18 protein-coding genes are annotated in these 22,123 nt (G+C 76.4%); 12 read left to right on the forward strand and 6 right to left on the reverse strand.

Annotation, left to right across the window (positions count from 1 at the left end; translation table 11 throughout):
* Nucleotides 1-36 precede the first annotated feature (36 nt).
* Entirely contained in the window at nucleotides 37-801 is a 765-nt protein-coding gene (locus ACFVXN_RS04840) for an SDR family oxidoreductase (RefSeq protein ID WP_389228166.1), read from the forward strand.
* A 190-nt stretch (nucleotides 802-991) separates the two neighbouring features.
* Nucleotides 992-4,690, forward strand: a complete 3,699-nt coding sequence (locus ACFVXN_RS04845; protein WP_389228169.1) for an Ig-like domain-containing protein — start codon at nucleotides 992-994, stop codon at nucleotides 4,688-4,690.
* Nucleotides 4,691-4,693: 3 nt separating this feature from the next.
* On the opposite strand, the gene ACFVXN_RS04850 is transcribed toward ACFVXN_RS04845, so the two are convergent.
* Nucleotides 4,694-5,635 (reverse strand): NAD-dependent epimerase/dehydratase family protein, encoded by a 942-nt coding sequence (locus tag ACFVXN_RS04850; protein WP_389228172.1) that lies wholly within the window; start codon nucleotides 5,633-5,635, stop codon nucleotides 4,694-4,696.
* A 120-nt stretch (nucleotides 5,636-5,755) separates the two neighbouring features.
* Between ACFVXN_RS04850 and ACFVXN_RS04855 the strand changes: the two genes are divergently transcribed.
* Nucleotides 5,756-6,481, forward strand: a complete 726-nt coding sequence (locus ACFVXN_RS04855; RefSeq protein ID WP_389228175.1) for a TetR/AcrR family transcriptional regulator — start codon at nucleotides 5,756-5,758, stop codon at nucleotides 6,479-6,481.
* Between the two features lie 50 nt (nucleotides 6,482-6,531).
* On the opposite strand, the gene ACFVXN_RS04860 is transcribed toward ACFVXN_RS04855, so the two are convergent.
* From ACFVXN_RS04860 to ACFVXN_RS04870, 3 genes are all read right to left on the reverse strand, one after another.
* Nucleotides 6,532-6,774, reverse strand: a complete 243-nt coding sequence (locus tag ACFVXN_RS04860; RefSeq protein ID WP_389228178.1) for a helix-turn-helix domain-containing protein — start codon at nucleotides 6,772-6,774, stop codon at nucleotides 6,532-6,534.
* Nucleotides 6,774-7,382 (reverse strand): hypothetical protein, encoded by a 609-nt coding sequence (locus ACFVXN_RS04865; RefSeq protein WP_389228181.1) that lies wholly within the window; start codon nucleotides 7,380-7,382, stop codon nucleotides 6,774-6,776. The genes ACFVXN_RS04860 and ACFVXN_RS04865 overlap by 1 nt, the downstream gene beginning before the upstream one ends.
* Nucleotides 7,383-7,472: 90 nt before the next feature.
* A complete protein-coding gene (locus tag ACFVXN_RS04870; protein ID WP_389228184.1) occupies nucleotides 7,473-8,045 on the reverse strand; it encodes a dihydrofolate reductase family protein in 573 nt (190 codons plus the stop codon).
* A 198-nt stretch (nucleotides 8,046-8,243) separates the two neighbouring features.
* Between ACFVXN_RS04870 and ACFVXN_RS04875 the strand changes: the two genes are divergently transcribed.
* The 6 genes from ACFVXN_RS04875 to ACFVXN_RS04900 all read left to right on the forward strand — a co-directional run bounded on the left by ACFVXN_RS04875 (nucleotide 8,244) and on the right by ACFVXN_RS04900 (nucleotide 16,724).
* On the forward strand, nucleotides 8,244-9,470 hold the full coding sequence (locus ACFVXN_RS04875; protein ID WP_389228187.1) for a GNAT family N-acetyltransferase: 1,227 nt from the start codon (nucleotides 8,244-8,246) through the stop codon (nucleotides 9,468-9,470).
* A 64-nt stretch (nucleotides 9,471-9,534) separates the two neighbouring features.
* The gene (locus ACFVXN_RS04880) at nucleotides 9,535-11,022 is read left to right on the forward strand and encodes a DUF3375 domain-containing protein (protein WP_389228190.1); all 1,488 of its coding nucleotides are present in this window, start codon (nucleotides 9,535-9,537) and stop codon (nucleotides 11,020-11,022) included.
* Nucleotides 11,019-11,876 carry a DUF4194 domain-containing protein gene (locus ACFVXN_RS04885; protein WP_389228193.1) on the forward strand — a complete coding sequence of 286 codons (858 nt, stop codon included), beginning with the start codon at nucleotides 11,019-11,021 and terminating at the stop codon, nucleotides 11,874-11,876. Before ACFVXN_RS04880 ends, ACFVXN_RS04885 begins: the two co-directional genes overlap by 4 nt.
* Nucleotides 11,873-15,244: an ATP-binding protein gene (locus ACFVXN_RS04890; RefSeq protein WP_389228196.1), complete on the forward strand. Its 3,372-nt coding sequence runs from the start codon at nucleotides 11,873-11,875 to the stop codon at nucleotides 15,242-15,244. The genes ACFVXN_RS04885 and ACFVXN_RS04890 overlap by 4 nt, the downstream gene beginning before the upstream one ends.
* Nucleotides 15,241-15,795: an adenylyl-sulfate kinase gene (locus ACFVXN_RS04895; protein WP_389228199.1), complete on the forward strand. Its 555-nt coding sequence runs from the start codon at nucleotides 15,241-15,243 to the stop codon at nucleotides 15,793-15,795. Before ACFVXN_RS04890 ends, ACFVXN_RS04895 begins: the two co-directional genes overlap by 4 nt.
* Nucleotides 15,796-15,857: 62 nt before the next feature.
* The gene (locus ACFVXN_RS04900) at nucleotides 15,858-16,724 is read left to right on the forward strand and encodes a type II CAAX prenyl endopeptidase Rce1 family protein (protein WP_389228202.1); all 867 of its coding nucleotides are present in this window, start codon (nucleotides 15,858-15,860) and stop codon (nucleotides 16,722-16,724) included.
* Here the strand turns inward: ACFVXN_RS04900 and ACFVXN_RS04905 are convergent.
* Both ACFVXN_RS04905 and ACFVXN_RS04910 read right to left on the reverse strand, forming a co-directional pair.
* On the reverse strand, nucleotides 16,708-17,985 hold the full coding sequence (locus tag ACFVXN_RS04905) for an MFS transporter (RefSeq protein ID WP_389228206.1): 1,278 nt from the start codon (nucleotides 17,983-17,985) through the stop codon (nucleotides 16,708-16,710). The two genes, ACFVXN_RS04900 and ACFVXN_RS04905, sit on opposite strands and share 17 nt — an antisense overlap.
* A 40-nt stretch (nucleotides 17,986-18,025) precedes the next feature.
* On the reverse strand, nucleotides 18,026-18,862 hold the full coding sequence (locus ACFVXN_RS04910; protein WP_389228209.1) for a glycoside hydrolase family 16 protein: 837 nt from the start codon (nucleotides 18,860-18,862) through the stop codon (nucleotides 18,026-18,028).
* A gap of 185 nt (nucleotides 18,863-19,047) precedes the next feature.
* On the opposite strand from ACFVXN_RS04910, the gene ACFVXN_RS04915 reads away from it, so the two are divergent.
* The 3 genes from ACFVXN_RS04915 to ACFVXN_RS04925 all read left to right on the forward strand — a co-directional run bounded on the left by ACFVXN_RS04915 (nucleotide 19,048) and on the right by ACFVXN_RS04925 (nucleotide 21,952).
* Complete coding sequence (locus tag ACFVXN_RS04915; protein ID WP_389228212.1) at nucleotides 19,048-19,284, forward strand: hypothetical protein; 237 nt, start codon at nucleotides 19,048-19,050, stop codon at nucleotides 19,282-19,284.
* A 31-nt stretch (nucleotides 19,285-19,315) separates the two neighbouring features.
* The gene (locus ACFVXN_RS04920) at nucleotides 19,316-20,638 is read left to right on the forward strand and encodes a hypothetical protein (RefSeq protein WP_389228215.1); all 1,323 of its coding nucleotides are present in this window, start codon (nucleotides 19,316-19,318) and stop codon (nucleotides 20,636-20,638) included.
* Between the two features lie 273 nt (nucleotides 20,639-20,911).
* Nucleotides 20,912-21,952: a D-alanyl-D-alanine carboxypeptidase family protein gene (locus ACFVXN_RS04925; RefSeq protein ID WP_389228218.1), complete on the forward strand. Its 1,041-nt coding sequence runs from the start codon at nucleotides 20,912-20,914 to the stop codon at nucleotides 21,950-21,952.
* The last annotated feature ends 171 nt before the right edge of the window (nucleotides 21,953-22,123 follow it).

The following is a 22,123-nucleotide window of genomic DNA, read 5'->3' on the forward strand; positions in this document are numbered from 1 at the left end:
CTGGCAGGGTGCCGGGGTGTTCGGTTGGGTGGAGGCATGGACATCACCGGGAACACCGTCTTCATCCCCGGCGCGACCAGCGGCATCGGTCTCGCCCTCGCCGTCGCGCTGCACGAGCGCGGGAACACCGTCGTGGTCGGCGGGCGCCGTGCCGCCGTGCTGGAGCAGGTCGCCGCCGAGCACCCCGGCATCGGGACGGTCGTGGTCGACACGACCGACCCCGAGAGCATCGCCGCGGCGTCCGCCCACGTGATCGCCACCCACCCGGAGGTGAACGTGCTGGTCGCGATGGCCGGCATCATGCAGGCCGAGGACTGGCGCACACCGGCCGGGTTCGTCGACTCCGCGGTGCGGACGGTGACCACCAACGTGCTCGGGCCGGTCCGGCTGATCGGCGCGTTCGTCGAGCACCTGCAGACCCGCCCCGACGCGACGATCATGACGGTCTCCTCCGGGCTGGCGTTCGCGCCGCTCGCCGCGACCCCCAGCTACAACGCGAGCAAGGCCGCGATCCACCAGCTGAGCGAGTCGATCCGCCTCCAGCTCGCGGGCACCGGCGTCCGGGTGGTCGAGCTGGTGCCGCCGGCGGTCCGCACGCCCCTGATGCCGGGCCACGAGGACAACGCGGCGGCGATGCCGCTGGACGCGTTCGTCGCGGAGGTGCTCGCGCTGGTGGAGGCGGAGCCCGACGCCACCGAGATCCTGGTCGAGGCGGTGAAGTTCCTCCGGTACGGCGAGGCGCGCGGCGACTACGCGCGGGTCGTCGAGACGCTCAACCGGACGGACCCGCACGGGCGGTGACGCGGAGCCGCGGGGTGCGCTACTGAAGAGGAGCGCGGCCGGCACGCGGTCACGGTGTCGTGCTACGGAGAAGTAGCACGACACCACCGGGGGGCCCGGAGCCGTGAGGTGCACTGGGCGTCGGCCCCGGACTCCCGGGGCCGTCGTCGCTCCACCGCGGGGCCGAGTTCCGGAGACGTGACCGACACCGATGCCGAAGCGCCTGCTGTCCCTGCTGCTCTCCCTGTCGCTGCTGGTGGTCGCGCTCGTGGCGCCGGCCGGCGTCGCGGCGGCCGCGGGCTTCACCTGGCTCCAGACGTCGTTCACGCTCACCGCCGGCGAGCGCATCGCCACCACGCGCATCGCCGCGACCTCGCTGGTGCGCGGCATGGGCCGGGTGACGCTGGAGATGACCCTGGGCGACGTGCCCCGGGGTCTCGGGGTGCGACCGGTCTCGGACTGCATCGGCCAGGGGGGAGGCGTCTACCAGTGCATGGGCATCGCCGAGCTCTGGGGCGGACCCACCACGCCCGGCACCTACGAGGTCCCGGTGACGCTGCGGTTCGGCTCGTTCCAGGAGAGCGCCACCATCACGATCACCGTCCTGCCGGGGACGTCGTCCGCCGCGGACTCGACGCTCACGTCCTCGACCGGCGAACGCCGCGCGGACGGGCTCGACGCCCACGACGTCACGGTCGGGGTCCGGAGCGCCGCTGGGGTGCCGCTCGGCGGGCTGTCGAGCGCGCAGGTCGTGCAGGCGGTCGGTCTCCAGGTGACGGGCGCCCGGATCGGCGCCTTCGTCGAACAGCCGGGCGCGGACGAGGCGGAGTACGGCCTCTACCGCGCGCCGGTGACCTCCACCACCGCCGGGACCGCCCAGGTGACCGCCGGCGCGCAGGGCAGCCCGCGCTCGCTGGTGTTCACGAGCGTCTACTCGGCGGCGGACTCCGCGCTCTCGGTGTCCGACGGGCCGCGTCGGGCGGACGGCGAGCACGCGCACACCGTGACCCTCGACCTGCGCAACGGATCCGGGGTCGGGCTCACCGGCCTCACGGACGCGCAGGTGCGGTCGACCGCGGACGTCGCGGTGCCCGGCGCCTCGCTCGGGGCGTTCCGCGAGGTGGCCGGCGGTCGTTACGAGGCTCCCGTCACCGCGAGCACCCCGGGCGCGTACCCGGTCACCGCGTCGGCAGCGGGTTCCCCGGCGACGGTGACGTTCGTCGAGCCCGCCGTGGCGCGCCCCGACACGGCGGAGCTCGCCGCGGGCGCCCGGGACGTCCGGCTCGACGTGCTGGCCAACGACTCCGGCGACGCGCTGCGGGTGGTGACGGCCTCGCTCGAGGCGGCGGCGGGTGCGGTGCGCGTCGCCCCGGACGGCAGCCACCTCCTGCTGGACACGGCACCCGGGTTCGCCGGTCGGGCGACGGTCCGGTACGAGGTCCTCGACGCGCACGGCTTCGCGGCGGCGTCGACGGTGTCCGCCTCGGCGTACGCGGTTCCTGCGCTGCGGGACGGCGCCGCCCGGGTGGGCGTCGGCGGCACCGTCGACGTGGACGTCCAGGCGCTCGTCCTGTCCTCGGACGCCCCCGCGCAGGGCGACGGGACCTTCCCGGGGCTGCGCCGTCCCGCGGAGGTCGTCGCGGCGTCGGCCGACCGGGGTACCGCGTCGGTGACCGGCGGCGTGCTGACCTACCGGGCCCCGGCCGGGTACGTCGGGACCGCGACGGTCGAGGTGACCGCGCGCGACGACCTCGGGCAGCAGGGGTCGGGCGAGGTCCTGGTGACCGTCGTCGCCGTGCCGGTGCTGCGTGATGTGACGCGGGAGGTGCGGTACGGGACGGAGCTCGTCGTCACGCCGGCGGACCTGGGGGTCGTCCCCGGGCTGGACCTGGTGTCCGCGGAGGTGGGCTCCGGTGACGTGACGTTCGAGGCGCGCGCGGACGGGACCTTCCGCTACTACGCGGAGCCCGGCCACGTCGGGACCAGCGCGTTCCGGGTCGAGTACGCGGACGACCTCGGGCAGCGGGCGACCGCCACGGTGCGCGTGACCGCGGTGCCGCCTCCGGTGGTCGCGCGCGACGACGCCGTCGACCTGCCGTCCGGTGCCGTCGACGCGGCCCTGGACGTCCTCGACGGGGACGACGGGGACGGGCTGCGCGTGCTCGGTGTGAGCGACGTCGACCCCGCGCACGGCTCGGCGCGTCCCTCCCCGGACGGCGCTGCGCTGCTGTTCACGGCGGCGGAGGGCTTCGTCGGCCGGACCGCGCTGCGCTACGAGGTCGGTGACGGGTTCGGCCAGCGCGACACGGCACTCGTCACCGTGACGGTGTTCGCACCCCCGGCGCTGGAGGGCGCGCGCCACCGGGTCGGCGTGGACGGGACCGTCGACGTCGACGTGCAGGCCCTGGTGGTCGGCTCGGTCGACCCGCCGCAGGGTGCCGGGCCGCTGCCCGGCCTGCGACGCTCCGCGACGGTCACGGCGGCCGAGGCGCTGCACGGCGACGTCGAGCTGGTGGGCGCCGTCCTCGCGTACCGGGCGACGCCCGGCTTCACCGGAACCGACACCGTGGTGCTGACCGCGACCGACGACCTCGGGCAGACGGCGACCGGCGAGGTCGAGGTCGAGGTCGTCGCGCCGCCGACGCTGCGGGACGTCGCGCTCGAGGTCCCGTACGGCACCGAGACCGTCGTCACGGAGGCCGACCTGGGCGTGCCCCCGGGCCTGGAGCTGGTGTCCGTGGACGAGCGTGCGGGAGACGTGCGCTTCGAACGGCTCGGCGACGGGTCGTTCCGGCACCACGCGGTCGCGCGGTACGTCGGGACCGACTCGTTCGCGGTGACCTACGCGGACGACCTCGGGCAGCAGGCGACAGCGACCGTCACGGTCACGGTCGTGCCGCCCCCGCTGGTCGCCTGCGACGACGTCGCGGACGTGGCCTCGGAGGTCGTCGACGTCCCGCTCGACGCGCTGGCGGGGGACTCGGGGGACGAGCCGCGGGTGGTCGACGCGGTGGTGCGGCAGTCGCACGGCGGCACCGCGCGGCCGTCGCCCGACGGACAGGACGTGCTGTTCACCGCCGCGCCCGGCTTCGTCGGCAGCACGGTCGTGGACTACACGATCGAGGACGCCGTCGGTCAGCGGGCCCAGGCGACGGTGACGGTGCACGTCTACGCGCCGCCCCTCGTGCACGACCTGACGCGGCGGATCGCCGCGGAGGGCAGCATCGAGCTCGACGTCGCCCGCCTCGTCGAGCCGCCCGCCGCCGCGCCGGTGGCCCGTCTGGCGCTGCCGGGGCTGCGCCGCCCGGCGCAGGTCACGCAGGCGCGTGCCCGGTACGGGAGCGTCGACCTCGTCGACGGCGTGCTGACGTACCGGGCCGCGGCCGGGTTCGTCGGGACCGACACCGTCCGGCTCGTCGCGCGGGACGACCTCGGCCAGACCGGCAGCGGCGAGGTGACCCTCGAGGTGGTGGCCCCGCCGGTGCTGCGGGACGTGCGGGTGGACGCGGTCGCCGGCACCACGTCGGTCGTGACCCCGCAGGACCTGGGCGTGGCCCCGGGTCTGGAGCTGGTGTCCGCCGACGCGGGCACCGGGGCGGTCGTGTTCGAGGTGCGCGCGGACGGGGCGTTCGAGCACCGCGCACCCGCCGGGTACGCGGGGACCGACGCGTTCCGGGTGGCCTACGCCGACGACCTCGGCCAGGTCGCCCACGCGACCGTGACCGTGGCCGTCCGGCCGGCCGCCGACGCCGGTGCCCCCGGAGCCGGTGCACCCGGGACCGGGGACGGGGTGCTGGCGGTGACCGGGGTGGCGGCGACCTCCGTGGCGCTGCTCGCGCTCGCGCTCGGTCTCGGCGGTCGGGCCCTGGTCGGACTCTCCCGGCTGCGACGGGAGGACTCGGACGCGTGAGCCCTACGCCCGCACCGTGACCCCCGCGGCCCCCGCGCTCGCCGCGGTCCGCCGGCAGACCTCGTCCCACGGGGTCGGGGCGATCCCGAACCGCTCCTGCGCGGCGGTGGAGTCCAGCACGTAGGGTCGGGTGAACTGGTAGAGCAGGGGGCGGAGATCCCGCATCAGCGGGGAGACGAGCCCCAGGGCGCGCACACCGGCGGGTCCGATCGCGCGGACCGGGACGGCGGGGCGACCCGCGGCGGCGAGCACGTCCGCGACGGCCTCGGCCTGGGTGCGCGGCGGGTTGCTGGGGACGTGCCAGACCCGGCCGTGGGCGCCGGGGTCGTCCGCCGCGGCCACGAGCGTCCGGGCGACGTCCAGCACGTCGGTGAAGGTGTGCGGCTGGTCGACGCGCCCGACCATCGTCACCGGCCGGCCGCGCAGGGCGGTGGGCAGCACCCGGCTGACGTGCCCGACGCCGGTGCCGACGTAGTCGGAGCCGCGCACCTCGACCGCGCGGACCCGGCCGGCCTCGTGCGCGGCGCGGGCGTCGGCCCACAGGCGTGCCCGCAGGACGCCCTTGCTGTCCGCCGCGGCGTCGGGCAGACCCTCGTGCATCGGTCCGTCGACCCGGCCGAGCGGGTAGAGGTTGCCGACGATCGCGTAGACCGCTCCGGAGCTCTCGGCGGCGGCGAGCAGCGACGCGGCGACGGGCGGCCACACCCGCGCCCACTGCGTGTAGCTGCCCGGGTTCACGGCGTTGTAGAGCACGTCGGCGCCGTCCGCGGCGCGGCGCAGCGCCTCGGCGTCGGCGGCGTCGAGCGCGAGGTGCCGGGCCCCGGGCACGCCGGTCGGGCGGCCCGAGCGGGTCGCGACGGTGACGGCGTCCCCGCGGGCGGTGAGCAGGGCGGCGAGCGCGCGGCCGACGGGGCCGGCCCCGACGACGAGGTGGGATGCGGTCATGACGACTCCTCCGACTAAGGGAGAGCGGTGCTCTCGGAGTCAGTCTGGCGCGCACGGGGCCGCCTGGCAAGAGCAGTGCTCTCGGTTGTGGCAGGTGCTCTCCCTGTCGCAGGATGCAGCGTGACCTCCCGCGCCCCGACCGCCCGCCAGCTCGCCCGCGAGACCGTCCGCGCCGGGATCCTCGCCGCGGCGCGGGCCCGCCTGGCGCAGGACGGGGCCGCAGGGCTGAGCCTGCGGGCGGTCGCGCGGGACGTGGGCATGGTGTCGTCGGCCGTGTACCGGTACTTCCCCAGTCGCGACGACCTGCTCACGGCGCTGCTGGTCGAGGCGTACGACGCGCTCGGCGCGGCCGTCGAGGAGGCGGACGCCGCCGCGGGTCCCGAGGTCGGCGCCCGCTGGGTCGCCGCGTGCCGCGCGATCCGCCGCTGGTCGCTCGCGCACCCCGCCCAGTTCGCGCTGCTCTACGGCAGTCCCGTCCCGGGGTACGCCGCCCCGCAGGACACCGTCGTCCCGGCGACCCGGGTGGTCGCGGTGCTGCTCGGCGTGGTGCTCGCCGCCGTGGCCGAGGGCGCTGCGCCCGCCCGCCCCGCCGGAGCGCCTGCGGGGGCCGAGGAGGCCGTCGCGCAGGCGCTGGCGTTCGCCCGGGCCCGCGGCGACGTGACCGGCGACGACGCCCCCGAGGTCACGGTCCGCACGCTGATGGCGTGGACTACGCTGTTCGGCGCGGTCTCGTTCGAGCTGTTCGGCCACTACGTCCGGGTGGTCGAGACCGACGCGTTCTACGACCAGCTCGTCGCCCGGCTGGCGGGGGACCTCGGGTTCGCGGCGGTGTTCGGGGCGTCCTAGGCGGTCGGGCGTCGCGGGTTCGTCGACGGCCTCCCGTCAGGCGCTCGGTGTCACCGTGCCGGCTCGCCGCGCGGCGTCACGACCAGCAGGTCGCCCACCTGGCACCCGAGCACGTCGCACACCGCCGTCAGCGTGGAGAACCGGATCGCGCGCGCCCGGTCGTTCTTCAGCACGGACAGGTTGACCACCGTCACCCCGACCAGCTCGGCGAGCCGGGTGAGCGTCATCCCGCGCTCGGCCAGCAGCTCGTCCAGCCGGCAGTGGATCCGCCCGGCGTCGTCCTCGGGGGGCATCAGACCAGGCCCTCGGTGTCGCGCTGCATCCGCTCGCCGGCGCCGAACGCCGCGGCGAGCGCCCCGACGGCCATCGCCGCGAGGATCGCCGTCCAGGACACCGGGGTGCGCACCTCGTCGGCGACGGCGGGGTCCGCGACCAGGGCGAGGACGCCGTTGGTGGCCATCACGGTGAACGCGAGGTGCAGCGCCCAGCCGCCGGCGACCAGCACCGACGCGGCCGTGATGAGGCGGGTGGCCGTGCGGGAGAAGAACTGGCCCGAGAGCATCTGCCGGCACAGCAGCAGCACGCAGACCGTGACGGCGATCGTCGCGAGCGGCGGGACCGCGGCGGCGCCCAGGGCGGACGCGAAGGTCGCCACGGGCATGTCGGAGACCGGGAGGGCGGCGCCGTCGACGGTGGCGGGCACGAGCGCGCCGCCCGGGCCGATCGGCAGCTCGACGTGCGCGCCGGTGAGCAGGACGTCGACGGGGACGTCGCGGTTCGGCAGCAGCCGGGCGACGTCGCCCACCAGCCGGACGAGGCTCGCGACGATCACGACCGCGCCCACGACGAGCACGCTCCACAGGTCGGCGGGGCGGGCGAACAGCGGCGACTTCTCCGGCACGGCGGTCTCCTCATATCGTTTCTCGATGTTATCGACAGACGATACACACGAGGGCGTCGGTGATCCACTCCGCCAGGGGAGGCGAGAGGGTCAGCGCCGCCGCGCGTGCTCCGCGACCACGACACCGGACTCGAACGTCCGCGACGCCACCAGGTCCAGCGCGACCGGCGCGTACGCGGTGCGGCCGAACAGGGGGATGCCGTCGCCGAGCAGCAGCGGGTTGCGCTTCACCACCAGCCGGTCGATCTCGCCGACGAGCTGTGCGGCCAGCTCGCCGCCCCCGCAGAGCCAGATGTCCGCGCCGGGCTGCTCCTTGAGCGCGCGCACCGTCGCGACGGGGTCGCGGTCCGTGACGACGAGGTTCTCGGCCGTGCCGGTGCGGCGCCGGGAGAACACGATCTGCTCCAGGTGGCGGTACGGGCTGTCGACCCCCTGGTCGAGGCCGACGGCGTAGGTGTTCCAGCCCATCAGCACGGTTGCGAACCGGCTGCGGGTCTGCGGGACGCCCAGGTGCTCCGCCGCGGCCGTCGGGAGGGTGTCGGCGTACGCGGCGGCCTGGAAGGCGATGTGGTCGCCGGTGACGGGGAACGCGTCGAACTGGCCGTCCGGGCCGGCGATGTAGCCGTCCAGGCTGGCGGCGACGTAGTACACGAGCTCGCGCACAGGGTGGTCCTCTCGTCGTCGGGGGATCGCGGTCACGGTAGGGCGGGTCGCTCGTCCGGCGCGCGGGGATTCTTCCCACCGGCCGTTCGGGTGAGAGCGACGAGTTCACCCGCGAATCAGCCCAAAAGTGGTCAAACCGGACACTAGCCTCGGGGCACCGAGGCTCACCGGCAGCGTCGCCACCCCCCGGAGGACACCGTGCACACCCGTCTCATCGCCCTGCCCGCGGTGACCGACGCCGACGTCCAGGCCTGGCGACGCCTCGCCGAGGACGCCGCCGAGCCCAACGCGTTCCTCGACCCCCGGTTCCTCGTCCCCGCGCGGCACCGCGCGGGGGAGGCCGCCGACCTGCGGCTGCTCGTCGTCCAGGACGGCGGGGAGTGGGTCGGGGCGCTCGCGGTCACCACCAAGGCGGTCGCCCCGGGCGTCCCGGTGCGCGCCGCCACCACCGGCGGCCGGTTCATGACGACGCACTCCGACCGGCACCACCCGCTGCTGCGCCGGGGCCGCGAGACCGAGGCGCTCGAGGCGCTGCTGCGCGGCGCACGCCGGGTCGGCCTGCCCGGGCTCGTCCAGCTGCAGCACTTCCCGGCCCAGGGCCCGCTCGCCGACGCGCTCGCCCGGGTGCTGCGCCGGTCCTCGATGCTCGTGCACGAGCGGCGGCGCGCCACCAGCGCCTTCGCGACCCGGACCAGCCTCCCGTCCGTGCGGCGCCTCGACGCCGGCGCTCGCGCGATGGTCGTCGACCCGCCGCTCGCGTGCGACCACATGGGCTCCGGGCGGCGCAAGGACCTGCGCCGCCGGGTCCGCAAGCTCGAGCGCGAGCTCGGCGGCCCCCTCGAGCTGCACGACGTGAGCGCCGACCCCGGCGCGGACGACGCGTTCGTCGACCTGCAGGCCTCCGGGTGGAAGGGCGACGGCGAGCGGGGTGGTGCCGCCCTCCGGCTCGACCCCGTCGCCCTGCGCTGGTTCCGGGAGGTGCTGGCCGGGTTCCGGCGGGACGGCGACGTGCTCGCGCTCCGCCTCGTCGCCGGCGGGCAGACGCTCTGGACGGGCTACACCCTGCGGTCGGGCGGCACGTACTTCGGGTTCCTCGACGCCTACGCCGACGAGCACCGGCAGCACAGCCCCGGCGCGATCGGGCGGCTCGCGGAGCTGGCCCACCTGTTCGCCGCCACCGACGCACCGCACCTCGACCCCGCGTTCGACGCCCGCTACGCCACCGGCGCGCAGCTGTACCCCGACCAGCGCACCCACGTGGACCTGCTCGTGTCGACCCGAGGACTGGTCGCGCACAGCGCCGTGCGGGCGGCGCCGGTCGCGAAGAAGCTCGGGTTCGGCGCCCACGCGCTCGCGGCCCCGCTGGTCCCCGGGTACGCCGCGGAGCTGGAGCAGGTGCTCACCCTCGTGGGCGCCGGCGTCTGAGCCCGGCGCCGCGGGGCGCGGTCTGGTCCCGACCACCCCCGCCCCGCAACTACGCTGTCCGGCGATGATCACTCGTGCCGAAGGGGCGTACCTGGGCGCCGTCCGGGCCTTCCAGAACCCGATGCTGGACCTGCTGCACAAGCGGTACGCCCCCCTGGTGGTGTCGCTGCTGTCGGTGGTGTTCACCGCGGAGCGACCCCACGTCCCGGTCGCGGACGCGCACACCGAGGTCGGCGACGCCCTCGACCAGCTGCGCGCCGCCGGGTACGAGGAGAACCTGCCCACCGGCACCGCGCGCGACCTGTGCCGCCAGTGGGCCGACGCGGGCTGGCTGGTGCGTCAGGTCCTCGACGACGACGTCGAGGTCTACCAGCTGTCCGCGCACGCCGTCGGGGCCCTCGAGGTCGCCGGGCGCGCGGGCGGCACCCGCGCGCGCGTGTCCCAGTCCCGGGTCCGGACGCTGCTCGACGCCGTCGGGCGGCTCGCGGAGGACGCCGACCCCGACGTGCTCATGCGGATGGCCCGGCTCGACGCCGAGATCGCCCGGCTGCGCGCCGAGCTCGAGCACGTGCAGAAGACCGGGACGGTCGAGCAGGTCGACGACGAGCAGCTGCTCGAGGAGGCGGAGAACGTCCTGCACCTCGTGCGGGAGCTGCCCGCGGACTTCGCCCGCGTCGCAGAGTCGATCAAGGCGATGCAGCGCGACGTCGTCACCGCGCTGCGTCAGGACGAGCGGCCCACCGGCGAGGTGCTGCGCGAGTACCTGGAGCGTGGCGAGCACGTCATGGAGTCCACCGCCGAGGGCCGCGCGTTCGCCGGCGCGCTGCGCCTGATCGGCGACCCGCAGCGGCTCGACCAGCTCGCGAGCCAGCTCGACGTCGTCCTGCGGCACCGGTTCACCCGCCGGCTGCCCGCGCCGCAGCGCGCCGAGCTGCGGGAGATCGGTCGGCGGATCGAGCAGGGCCTGGACCAGGTGTTCACCGCCCAGCGCGAGGCGTCGTACGTCATCACCGCGCAGGTCCGCAACCACGACCCGCTGCGGGACCGGCAGGTCGACGAGCTGCTCCGCGACGTCATGACCGGCCTGCAGGCGTGGGTGCCCGGCGCCCGCCGGGGGCAGGCCGTCGACCCGCTGCGCCGGCTGCCCGTCGCGGAGGTCGAGCACCTGCGGCAGTCCGCCGGCGACCTGCGCCGGGCCCAGCCGCCGAGCCCGCTCGCCGAGTGGGACGACGACGGTGGCGACGCCGCGGCCGACGAGGCGCTGGCCTGGGGCGGGCCGCACTACGCCGAGCTGGGGCAGCACCTGCGGGGCTTCGCGCGCGACGCCGCGCAGGTGGACGTCGCCGCGGCGTTCAACGCCGCCCCCGCGGTGCTGCGCCGGCCGGTGGACCTGCTCGGGCTGCTGGAGATCGCGCACCAGCGCGGCATGGTCGAGACGGACGAGGTCGCCTACGTGGACGCGGTCCGCCCCGACGGCACGCGCCGCCGGTTCGCGTTCGGCGCGGTGACCACCAGGAGCACGGACGACGAGGACGAGGGACGCGACCGATGACCGACCAGACCACCACGACCGAGGTGCCGGACGAGGTCGTCGAGCCCGGCGACCCGTTCATCACTCCCGTGCCGATGGAGGAGGACCCGGCCGAGCTGTTCGCCGGCGACTCCGGCACGCTCGACGCCGACGTCCGCCGCGTCCTGGTCCGGCTGCTCCAGCGCCGGTTCCTGCTCGCGGACAGGAACCGCGCGCAGTGGCGGACCCTGCTCGACAACCAGCAGGTCATCGAGTCGCGGCTGCACGACCTGTTCGTGCACCTGGTCGTCGACCACCAGCGCGGCGTCGCGTACAAGAAGCAGGTCCGCTCCGCCGAGCTCGACGTGCCGGTGCTGCTGCGCGACGAGGCGTACACCCGCGCCGAGACGCTGGTGCTGGTGCACCTGCGGTCCGTCTACCTGCGCGGGCAGAGCGCGGGGGAGGCGTCGGTGCGCGTCGACGTCGAGGAGATCGAGCAGACGGCGCTGACCTACTTCGACCCCGACGACACCAACGTCGCCGCGCGGCAGCGGGAGATCCGCACCGCCGTCGCACGCCTCGCGAAGGAGGGCGTCGTCGAGGAGGAGTCCGAGGGGCGGTTCCGCGTCACGGCGCTGGTCGAGATCGTGCTCAGCAACGAGCGGCTGGCCGAGCTCAGCGCCTGGCTGCGGGAGCAGGTGCGCACGGGCGGTGAGCCGCTGGTGATCGACGAGCCGGACGCCGAGGCGGTGCCGGAGGTCGAGACCGACGCCGTGTCCGAGGCCGACGCCGCGCCCGAGACCGGCGACGAGCCGCAGCCCGACCCCGGCCCGACCCTCGAGGAGGCCGCCGCGGCGGACACGGGCACCACCACGACCGAGGAGGTCGCGCGATGACGATGGTCGACACGCTGTTCGGGCTGGTGCCCGCCGCGTCCACCGGGCAGCAGTGGGTCGCCCGCGACCTGCAGCTGGTGAACTGGGGCGGCTACGACGGCCACCACCGGGTGCGCCTGGCCTCGACCGCCACGCTGCTGTCGGGCGGCTCGGGCTCGGGCAAGTCCACGCTGATGGACGCCTACATCGCGCTGCTCATGCCGCACACCACGCCGTTCAACGGTGCGTCCAACGGCGGGGTCGTGGGCCGGCCGCGCGGCAAGGACCAGCGCAACATCCTGTCCTACGCGCGCGGCAAGGTGGACGAGTCGCGGACCGAGGACGGCACCCGGCAGCGGGTGCTGCGCGGCGACGACCGGGACACCTGGTCGGCGATCGCGATGACCTGGGTCGACCAGGCCGGCCGCGAGTTCACCGGCGTGCGCGCCTGGTACGTCCCGTCGGCCGCCCGGACGCTCGAGGACGTGCTGGCGCTGCGCGCGACGGCGGACGGACCGTTCGACCTGCGGGAGCTCGAGGACGCGGCCGCGGACCGGTTCGCCCGGCCGGTCGTCGTCGCGCTCGGCCTGACGCCGTTCGACACCGACCGCGAGTTCACCGCGCGACTGCACTCCACGCTGGGCATCGGCGCCACCGGCGACGGCACCAAGGCGGTCGCGCTGCTCGGCCGGATCCAGGCGGGCCAGCAGATCACCACCGTCGACGCCCTGTACAAGGCGATGGTGCTGGAGGAGCCGAGCACGTTCGCCACGGCGGACGCCGTGGTCGAGCAGTTCGACAAGCTGTCCGGCACCCGCGAGCAGATGATCACCGCCCGCCAGCAGGTCAAGGCGCTGGAGGCGATCCGCGGGCACCGCGCGGCCGTCGACGAGGCCGCCGAGCGGCTGCGCGTGATCGACCAGGTGGGCACGTTCGACGACGAGGGCTCGCCCGCCGCGCTGTGGAAGCACGAGCGGCGCCTCGGGCTGCTGCGCGCCGTCGAGGAGGAGCTGCAGCGCGGCCACCAGCAGGCCGAGCGGCGCGCGGTGGAGACCACCGGCCGGATCGCCGCGGCGCGCTCCGAGCTGGACGGCGTCCGGGAGACCCTGTGGTCCTCCGGCGGCGACCGGCTGGCGACCGCGCAGCGCGAGCTCAGCGCCACGCAGGACAAGCTGGAGCGCGTGACCCGGGCGCGGACCCGGCTCGACGAGGTGCTGCGCACCGGCCTGGGCACCGCCGTCAGCACCGAGGCGGAGTTCGACGCCCTCGCCGCCCGGGGCCGGGCGGCGCAGTCCGACGGCGACGCGAAGTCCGCCGCGCGCACCGACTTCGGCGCCGCGATGGCGGAGAAGAAGGCCGCCGGCGTCGACCTCGCCGTGCTCCGGTCCGACCGCGACGCCGTCGCGCGCCGGTCCGACAACATCCCCGGCGAGCTGCACCGCGCCCGCGCGGCGCTGGCCGAGGCGGCCGGGCTCACCCCCGAGCAGCTGCCGTTCGTCGCCGAGCTGATCGAGGTCCGCACGGAGCACGAGCCGTGGCGCGAGGCGTTCAACCTCGCGCTCGGCGGGTTCGCGACCCGGCTGCTGATCGACTCGGCCCACCTGACGGCGTTCCGCCGGGCGATCGACGCCGTGCCGACCGGCCGCCGGATCCGGTTCGAGGGCGTGCCGACGGACCTGACGTCCGACGTGGCGCTCGACGGCCGGACGCTGCCGGGGCGGCTGGACTTCCGCCCGGGGCCGTTCACCGGCTGGCTGCGCAGCGAGCTCGCCGCGAAGTTCGCCTACGTCTGCGTCGACACCCCCGGCGAGCTGTCGCAGCACGCCAAGGCGCTCACCCGCGGCGGCCAGGTCTCCGAGGGGCGCCGCGGCGCGCACGGCGGCCAGGGGCACGCGAACGTCCTCGGCTTCACCAACAGCCGCCGGCTCGCGTACCTGGACGAGCAGATCGCCGCCGCCCAGGTGCGCCTGGAGGCCGCCGAGCAGCAGGTGCAGGCCGCCGAGGAGCGTCTCGACTCCCACGACGTCGAGCTGCGCGCGTACGAGCAGCTCGACGCCGTCAGCTGGGACCAGGTCGACGTCGCCGCCGTCGAGGCCGAGCAGGCGCGCTGGGCCCGGGTCATCGAGGACGTCACGGCCGGCAACCCCGAGGTGACGCGCCTGCAGCAGCGGGTCGCCGAGCTGGAGGCCACGATCCGGTCGCTCACCGAGGAGGTCGGCCGCACCAAGGGCGCCGCCGAGGACCTGGGCGGACGCTGGTCGTCGGTCACCGACGAGGTCGACGTCGCCCAGCTCGCCCTGGACACGGCGCAGGACGCCGGGGTCGAGGTCGGGGACGACCAGCGCGCGTACCTCGACGCGCTGCTCGGCGGCACCGGCTCGTCCGGCGGCCCGGGCGCCGTCGCACCCGCGCCCGTCACGGCGCTGGCCGCGTTCGACGGCACCGTCGCGCGCGCGAACGAGATCCTCCGGGGCGACCGGCAGGCCGCCCAGCAGACGATCGGCACCGCGCGCGAGTCGCTGCGCCGCACGTTCGAGACGTTCGTCGAGCGCTGGCCCGACCCGAACCTCGGCACCGACCCCGACGGCGCGTACGGGGACTTCGAGCGCATCCTGTCGGCGCTGGAGACCAACGGGCTGCACGAGCTCGAGGCGGAGTGGCGCAAGAGCCTGCTGCGCCTGTCCGGCAACGACCTCAGCGACCTGCACAACGCGCTCAGCCGCTCGGTCCGGGAGATCAAGGAGCGGATCCGCCCGGTCAACGACATCCTCGCGGACCTGCCGTTCGCCGACGACGACCACCGGCTGCGGATCGACGCCCGCGACACCCAGTCGACGGTCGTCGCCCGGTTCCGCAAGGAGCTCAAGGACCTGCGCGACCTGCTCGCGACCGAGGCCACCGACGCCGAGCGGGAGCGCCGGTACCACCGGATGGCGAAGGTCATCGACCGGATCCGCCGGACCGCGCCCGACTTCGCCGACCTGGTCGACGTGCGCCGCCACGTGCGGCTCAGCGCCGAGAAGGTCGACCTCGAGGGCAACCACGTGGCGCTGTACGACCACATCGGGGAGAAGTCCGGTGGCGAGTCGCAGGAGCTGGTGGCGTTCATCGTCGGCGCGGCCCTGCGGTACCAGCTCGGCGACGCCGGGGCGGAGCGTCCCCGGTACGCGCCGGTGTTCCTCGACGAGGCGCTGATCAAGGCCGACGCCCGGTTCACCGGCCGCGCGATCGGCGCGTGGCGCGGGCTCGGGTTCCAGCTGGTGATCGGCGCGCCGAACGACAAGTTCAGCGCCCTGGAGCCGCACGTCGACCTCAAGTACGTCGTGCTGAAGGACACCACCGGCCGCTCGCGGACCAAGCCGGTCGCGGGCGTGGCACCCACGGCATGACCCCGGTCGACGCGCGCCCGGAGCCGGAGGTCCTGCTGGTCGCGGGCCGCTCCGGCTCCGGGAAGTCGGCGGTGGCGTTCGAGCTGTCCGCCCGCTGGGCGCGCGCCGGCCTCGCGCACTGCCTGGTCGACGGGGACAACCTCAGCGCCGCGTACCCCAAGCCGGCGCGCGACCCGCAGGGGACCGGGCTGACCGAGGCGAACCTGCGCGCCGTCTGGGCGACGTACGCCGCCGCGGGCTACCGGCGCCTCGTCTACGTGAACACGGTGAGCGTCCTGGAGCGGGAGCTCGTCGTGCGCGCCCTCGGCGGCCGGGCGCGGGTGACCGGCGCCCTGCTCACCGCCTCGGCCCGCACCATCCACGACCGGCTCGGCGCCCGCGAGATCGGCACCGAGCTGCGCGCGCACCTCGACCGCAGCGCGGCCGCCGCGGAGCTGCTCGACCGCGCGGCCGGGGCGTGGGTCGCGCGCGTGCCCACCGACGGGCGGGACGTCGAGGTCGTGGCGCGCGACGTCGCGGCGGCGTCGGGGTGGGAGACCGCGGGCGCCTGACGCCGGTCGCACCCGACCGCCGTCCTGTCGCCGCCCGACCCGAGCCGTGACATCGTGCCCGCATGCCGACCGACGCACGGGCCGACACCCTCGCCGTCCACGACCGCCCGCCCGTGCACGCGGCCTGGCACGTCGGGTCGCCCGCCGGGCTGCTCGCCGCGGCGCTCGTCTGCGGGTCCGCGGTGCTGCTGTTCGCGGTGCACGTCCGGCCGCTCGGCTACCTCCCGCTGGTGGCGGGCGTCGTGCTGGGCCTGCTCGTCGACCGCGCGCTCGGCCGCGACCTCGCGCTGATCGGCACCGGCATGGCGATCATCTCGACCATCTCCCTCGAGGCGGACCTGTCCGACGCCGGGATGCTGCGGTTCACCGTCGCGCTGTCCCTGGCGGTGCTCGTGCCGTGGGCGCTGTCCCGGTGGGTGTTCGGGCAGCGGACCATCCGGTTCCCGGTCGCGACCGGCCGACGCTGGACCCGCGCGCAGTGGGTCTACCTGGTCGTGGTGGCGGTCGCGGGCTACCTGATCCTGCCGTTCTACTTCATCGGGTCCGGCGCGTACCGGAACTGGCCGGAGATCACCGGCGGGGCGGAGATCGCCCGGCTGTTCGTCGGGGTGAACGCCGTCGGGATCTGGGACGAGCTGTTCTTCATCTGCGTGGTGTTCGCGCTGCTGCGCCGCCACCTGGGGCTGTGGGTGGCGAACCTGCTGCAGGCGACCGTGTTCGTGTCGTTCCTGTGGGAGCTCGGCTACCGGGAGTGGGGCCCGCTGCTCACGATCCCGTTCGCGCTGGTGCAGGGCTGGATCTTCGTGCGCAGCACGTCGCTGTCGTACGTCGTGGCGGTGCACCTGCTGTTCGACCTGGTGGTGTTCGGGGTGCTGGTGCACGCCCACCACCCGGAGCTGCTGGACGTGTTCGTCACCGCTCCCCGGTGACGTCCTCGGCGGGCGCCTCGTCCAGCGGCGCCGCCGCCTCGTCCGCGTGGGCGACGTGCCGCAGCTGCCGCCAGATCACCACGACGAACACCGCCGACCCCACGGCCGCGAACCAGAACGGCGCCGCCACGCCCCAGTGCTCCGCGAGCACCCCGCCGAGCCCGGACCCGAGCACCAGCCCGCCGAACACGCCCACGGTGTTGACCGCCCCGACCCGGCCCTGCAGCGCCCCCGGGACGGCGCGCTGCCGCACCGTCACGGACGTCGTGCCCCAGATGAACGCGTGCGCGCCGAAGAAGAAGAAGATCACCAGCGCGACCCACGGCTGCCGGGTCAGCGCCAGGCCCAGGTGCGTGAGGGTCTCGACCACCAGGCCGATCCGCATCAGGTTGCCGAGCGACACCCGGCGGGTGATCCAGCCGTAGGTGGCGGTGCCCGCCAGGCCGCCCGCGGCGGACACCGTCGTGAGCAGCCCGTACCCGATCTCGCCCATGCCGAGCCGCTGCGTCGCGTACAGCACGAGCACCGACCACGCGGCGCCGAACGTGATGTTGAAGATGAAGATGGTCAGCACGAGCGTGCGGACGGCCGTGTGGTGCCACACCCACCGGAAGCCCTCGGCGATGTCCCGGCCGAGGTGGCTGCGCGTCGCCGGGTCGCGCGGGTGCGCCGGCAGCGCGATCCGGGCCACCAGCAGCGCGGCGGCGCCGACGACCACCGCCTGCGCGCCGAACGGCCACACCGAGCCCAGCGCGAACAGCGCGGCGCCCAGCGGCGGCCCGGCCAGCTGGTTCACGGTGATGAACCCCGTCTGCAGCCGGGCGTTCGCCACCGCGAGGTCGTCGCGCCGGACCAGCATCGGCAGGAAGGTCTGCGCGGCGTTGTCGGCGAAGACCTCCGCGGTCCCGAGCAGGAACAGCAGCCCCAGCACGAGCGTGATCGTCGCGTGCCCGCCCGCGACCGTCAGCGCGAGCGCGGCCAGCACGACCGTCCGCACGACGTTGACGACCAGCACGATCCGCCGGCGGTCCCACCGGTCCGCCAGCGCACCCGCGAGCAGCCCGAACAGCAGCGGCGGCAGCCACTGCACGGTCGCGGCGAGGGCCACGAGACGCGCGTCGTCGGTCAGCGACGCGACCAGCAGCGGGCCCGCGGCCAGGGCGATCCCGTCGCCCAGGTTGCTCACCCACGACGACGCGAGCAGCCACCGGAACGGCACCCCGAGACGGGCGGGGACGACGGTCTCGACGAGGCGGCTCACAAGGGCGAGATGCTAGCCCCCGGCTCGCGCCCGACCGAGCTCATTGCGCGGCGGTGCCCCGCACGCGAGTGACGACGAGCTCCGGGACCGCCGGTCCGGCCGGGTCGTGCCGCAGGTCGGGGAAGTCGAACACACCCAGCACCAGCTGCACCGGGTAGTCCGGCGCCCGGCGCACCGTGCGCGTCGGCACGCCGTCGACCTCGAACGTGACGCCGTCGGGCCGCCAGTCGACCGCGTAGGTGTGGAGCCCGGCGACGTCGAGCGCGGTGCGCGGGGCGGTGAAGTCCTCGCGCAGCGCGGGGTCGCGGAACGGGTGCACCCCGGACCCGAGCGCGACGGTGACGGTCCCGTCCGGCTCGGTGCGGACCGTGTCGCCGAACACCTCCACCAGGCAGATCTCCCCGCTGCGCTCCGGCACGTCCTCGATGCCGATCAGCCACGCCGAGAACATCGACCCCGGTCCGACGACCGCCCGGCAGGTGACCTCGACCCGCCCGTGGTGCGGGGTGTACGCCCACCGGGCCGGCTGCTCCTCGCGCACCCGCAGCCCCGCCCGGAACGGCTGCTGCCCGCGGGTGCTGCCGACCGGCCCGGACCAGCTCCCGCTCTGCACCGCCGAGACCCGCAGCGGCGGGTGGTGCAGGTCGGGGCACCAGACGGGGTGCTCCGGCGGCACCGTGAGGTGCAGGCCCTCGGCGTCCGTGCGCACCCGCGCCGCCGCGGCCGCGCGCGAGCTCCACGCCGGGAGGTACGCGGTGGTCCAGCCGCGGTCCTCGGGCGGGGCGGTGAACCGCTCGTCGACCTCGGTCGGGCCGGGCGGGGCCGGCACGGACGGCGGAGGCACGGGCGGGGTGGGTGCGGGCGGGGTCGTGGGCACGGGCGCTCCCCGGGGATCGGCGCTGCTGGCGGTGAGCCTAGGGCGCCGGGGGGCCGGACGGGAGGGGCCGGGCGGGGCGGATCCGCGCGAGGGGGGCCCGGGTGGCAGCGGCCCCGGGTGCGGCCTACCGTGCGGGCACGGGCGGCGCACCGTCCGTGCCCGCCGCAGCACCACCAGGAGGACCCGTGAGCCACACCCGTGCCGAGACCGTCGGCGACGAGCTGGACCGCCGCACGCAGGAGCAGCCCCCGGCGCCGGCCGCCGGTCGGGTCGCGCTCGCGGTGCTGTGCCTCGCGCTGCTGCTCGGCGGGTTCTACCTGATGGGCTACGCGTTCGAGCACGCCTCGTCGGTGCTGTTCACCCTGGGGATCCTGGTCAGCGGGTCGTCGTTCTTCCTGGGGATGCACCGGCCCGGGCGCTGACCGGCGCGGCGGGGGACCACGAGGGGCGCGGGTGGCGGACCTGACCGAGGTCGCGGCCGGGCTGTACGCCGAGCAGCCCGGGGCGTTCGTCGCCGCGCGCACCGCCGCCGTCCGGGCGGCACGCGCCGCAGGGGACCGCCGGCTCGCCGCGGCCGTGGGGGCGCTGCGCCGACCGTCGGCCGCGGCCGCCGCGGTGAACCTGCTGGTGCGGGAGCGGCCCGAGGACGTCGGGCGGCTGCTGGACCTGGGTGTCCGGCTCCGCGAGGCGCAGGCCGCCCTGGCCGGGGCGGACCTGCGCGTCCTGCACGCCGAGCAGCAGGGCACGATGGCCGACGTCGCCGGTGCGGCCGTCGCGCTGCTGACCGCGGCCGGCGGTGCGGCGGGTCCCGCGGTGCGCGGCCAGGTCGAGGGCACGCTGCGCGCCGCGATGGGCGACGCCGGGGCCGCCGCCGCGGTCGCGACCGGGCTGCTCACGCGCGACCTGTTCTCCTCCGGGTTCGAGCCGGTCGACGTCGCCGGCGCCGTCGCGGTGCCCGACGCGCCGCCGCTGCCCGGTGTCCCGGCCCGGCGCACCCCGCTGCGGGCGGTCCAGGACCCGCCGCCGGTGCCGGAGCCGGAGCCGGCGGAGTCTGCCGCGTCGGGGGAGACCGGGTCGGGGGAGACCGCAGGCGGCCGGCGGCGTCGGGGGCGGGTGATCACCGTCGACGAGCCCGACCCGTCCGCAGGCCCCGTGCGCGCGGTGCCGGCGCCCGGGCGCCGACGGGGCCGCGTCGTCACGGGCGACTCGACCGGCGACTCGACCGACGCCTCGACCGGCGGCAGGGCGGACGCCCCGGCGCCCCGGGTCGACGCGGCGCGACGGGGTCGGGGCCAGCAGGCGGCGAGCCGTGCCGAGCGGGCCCGTGCCGAGCAGGAGCGGGCCGAGCAGGAGCGGGCCGAGCAGGAGCGGGCCGAGCAGGAGCGGGCCGAGCAGGAGCGGGCCGAGCAGGAGCGGGCCGAGCAGGAACGGGCCGAGCAGGAGCGTGCCCGGCGTCGCGAGGCCGCACGACGCAGTGCCGACGCGGACGTCGCGCTCGCCCGCCAGGACGCCGCGGCCCGGGCGGCGGCGCGCGACGCCGCGGAGGCGCGGGTCGCCGCGGCGGAGAACCGGGCCGCCGAGCTCACCGCGCTGGCCGAGCAGACGCAGCAGGAGGTCGACCGGCTGCGCGCGGTGCTCGCCGACGCCCGGCAGCAGGCCCGGGAGGTCGGCCTGGAGGCCCGGCACGCCCGCGCGGCCCGGACTGCGGCGGCGCGCGCGGCCGACCAGGCACAGGCACGGTGGCGCGAGGCGCAGCGGCACCGTGACGGCCTCTGACGGACCTCTGACGGCCTCTCGCCGCTGCGCCGTGCGCGCGACGACCGCTGTGACGCGGGTCACGTCGGGTCGTTGACACCGCGGACGGGGCGTTCCTACCCTGGCCGGACGGCACGCTGCCGGGTTCGCCGCACCGGCGGCGGGACGGTCCGTGCCGGACCGCCCGTCCTGGAGTCCGCGATGTCGCGTGCGTCCCGTCGTCCCCGCCACCGGCGGGCCGGCCGGGCGCGGCTGGGGTCGCGGGCAGCCGCGGCACGCCGGACCGGCAGGGCCGTGGTGGTCCTCGGGCTGGCCGTCGCGCTCGGGTCCGGGGCCGTCGGCTCGTCGGCACGGGTCCCGGCGGACGCGGTCCTCGCGGCGGACGCGGCCGGGTTCGACGCCGGTGCCGCACGGCCCTCCGGTGGGGACCCGCGGACGGCCGACGCCGCCCGGTGGACGGCGCGCGCCGAGGCCGAGGTGGACCGGGCCGCCGAGCGCGCCCGTGCCGTGGCGAGCGCCGCCCTCGTCGGCGCGAGCGGGGTGGACGGCCTGCGGGTCGCCCCGGAGCCGGTGCCCGCGCTCGCCGACCTCGACGCCGCCGTCCGTGAGCTCCGCGGCGCGCAGGCCGTCCGCGCCGACGACCCCGCCGCCCGCCTCGCCGTGGCGACCGACGTCCGGGACGCGGCGGCTGCGGTGTTCCAGCTCACGCTGCAGGTCGAGCGCGACGCCCCGCGCACCGCGACCGACGAGCTCGGGGTGCCCGCGGAGCCGCTCGCCGCGCTCGCCGCCCTCGAGCAGACCGTCGCGGACGCCCGGGCGCAGGCCCAGAGCGTGCGCGCCGGCGGCCTGCTCGCGGGCGGGGGAGCGGTCGCCCGGTCGGGGCGGGTGACGTCGGGTCCGCTGCGCACGGACGGCACCGTCGACCCGGCCGGTCTGTGCCCGGTGCCGTTCGCGTCGGGAGCGCTGCTGCGCTGCGACGCGGTCGACGCCCTGGTGGCCCTGAACGCGGTGTTCCGCGCCGAGCACGGCACCGACCTGCCGGTCGGCGGCACGTACCGGACGTACGACGAGCAGGTCCGCCTCAAGGCCGCGAAGGGCGGGCTGGCCGCCGCCCCGGGGACGTCGCACCACGGCTGGGGTGTCGCGGTGGACTTCAGCGGGTTCGGCGGGGTCGGGCAGTTCGACCACCCGCTGTACCTCTGGATGGCCGAGCACGCACCGGCGTTCGGATGGATCCACCCGGCGGCGATGGGCCCGGGGGGCTCCGGGCCGCACGAGCCCTGGCACTGGGAGTTCGCGGGCACCCCGCCGACCGGCGCGGCCGAGGCCCGCTGACCCGCACGCCGCCTCGCCCCGGACGTGTGCGCGGGCCCGCGCGACACCCGGTGGTTCGATGGGCTCGTCTCCGCCCGGCCGCACTGCGCCGGGCCACGCGACCCGGGCCCCGTCGACGTCGACCCGCCCCGGACCGCCCCCGCCCGCAGCCCCGACCGGGGCACGGGACCG

This window comes from Cellulomonas sp. NPDC058312 (assembly GCF_042880135.1).
Classification (GTDB): domain Bacteria; phylum Actinomycetota; class Actinomycetes; order Actinomycetales; family Cellulomonadaceae; genus Cellulomonas.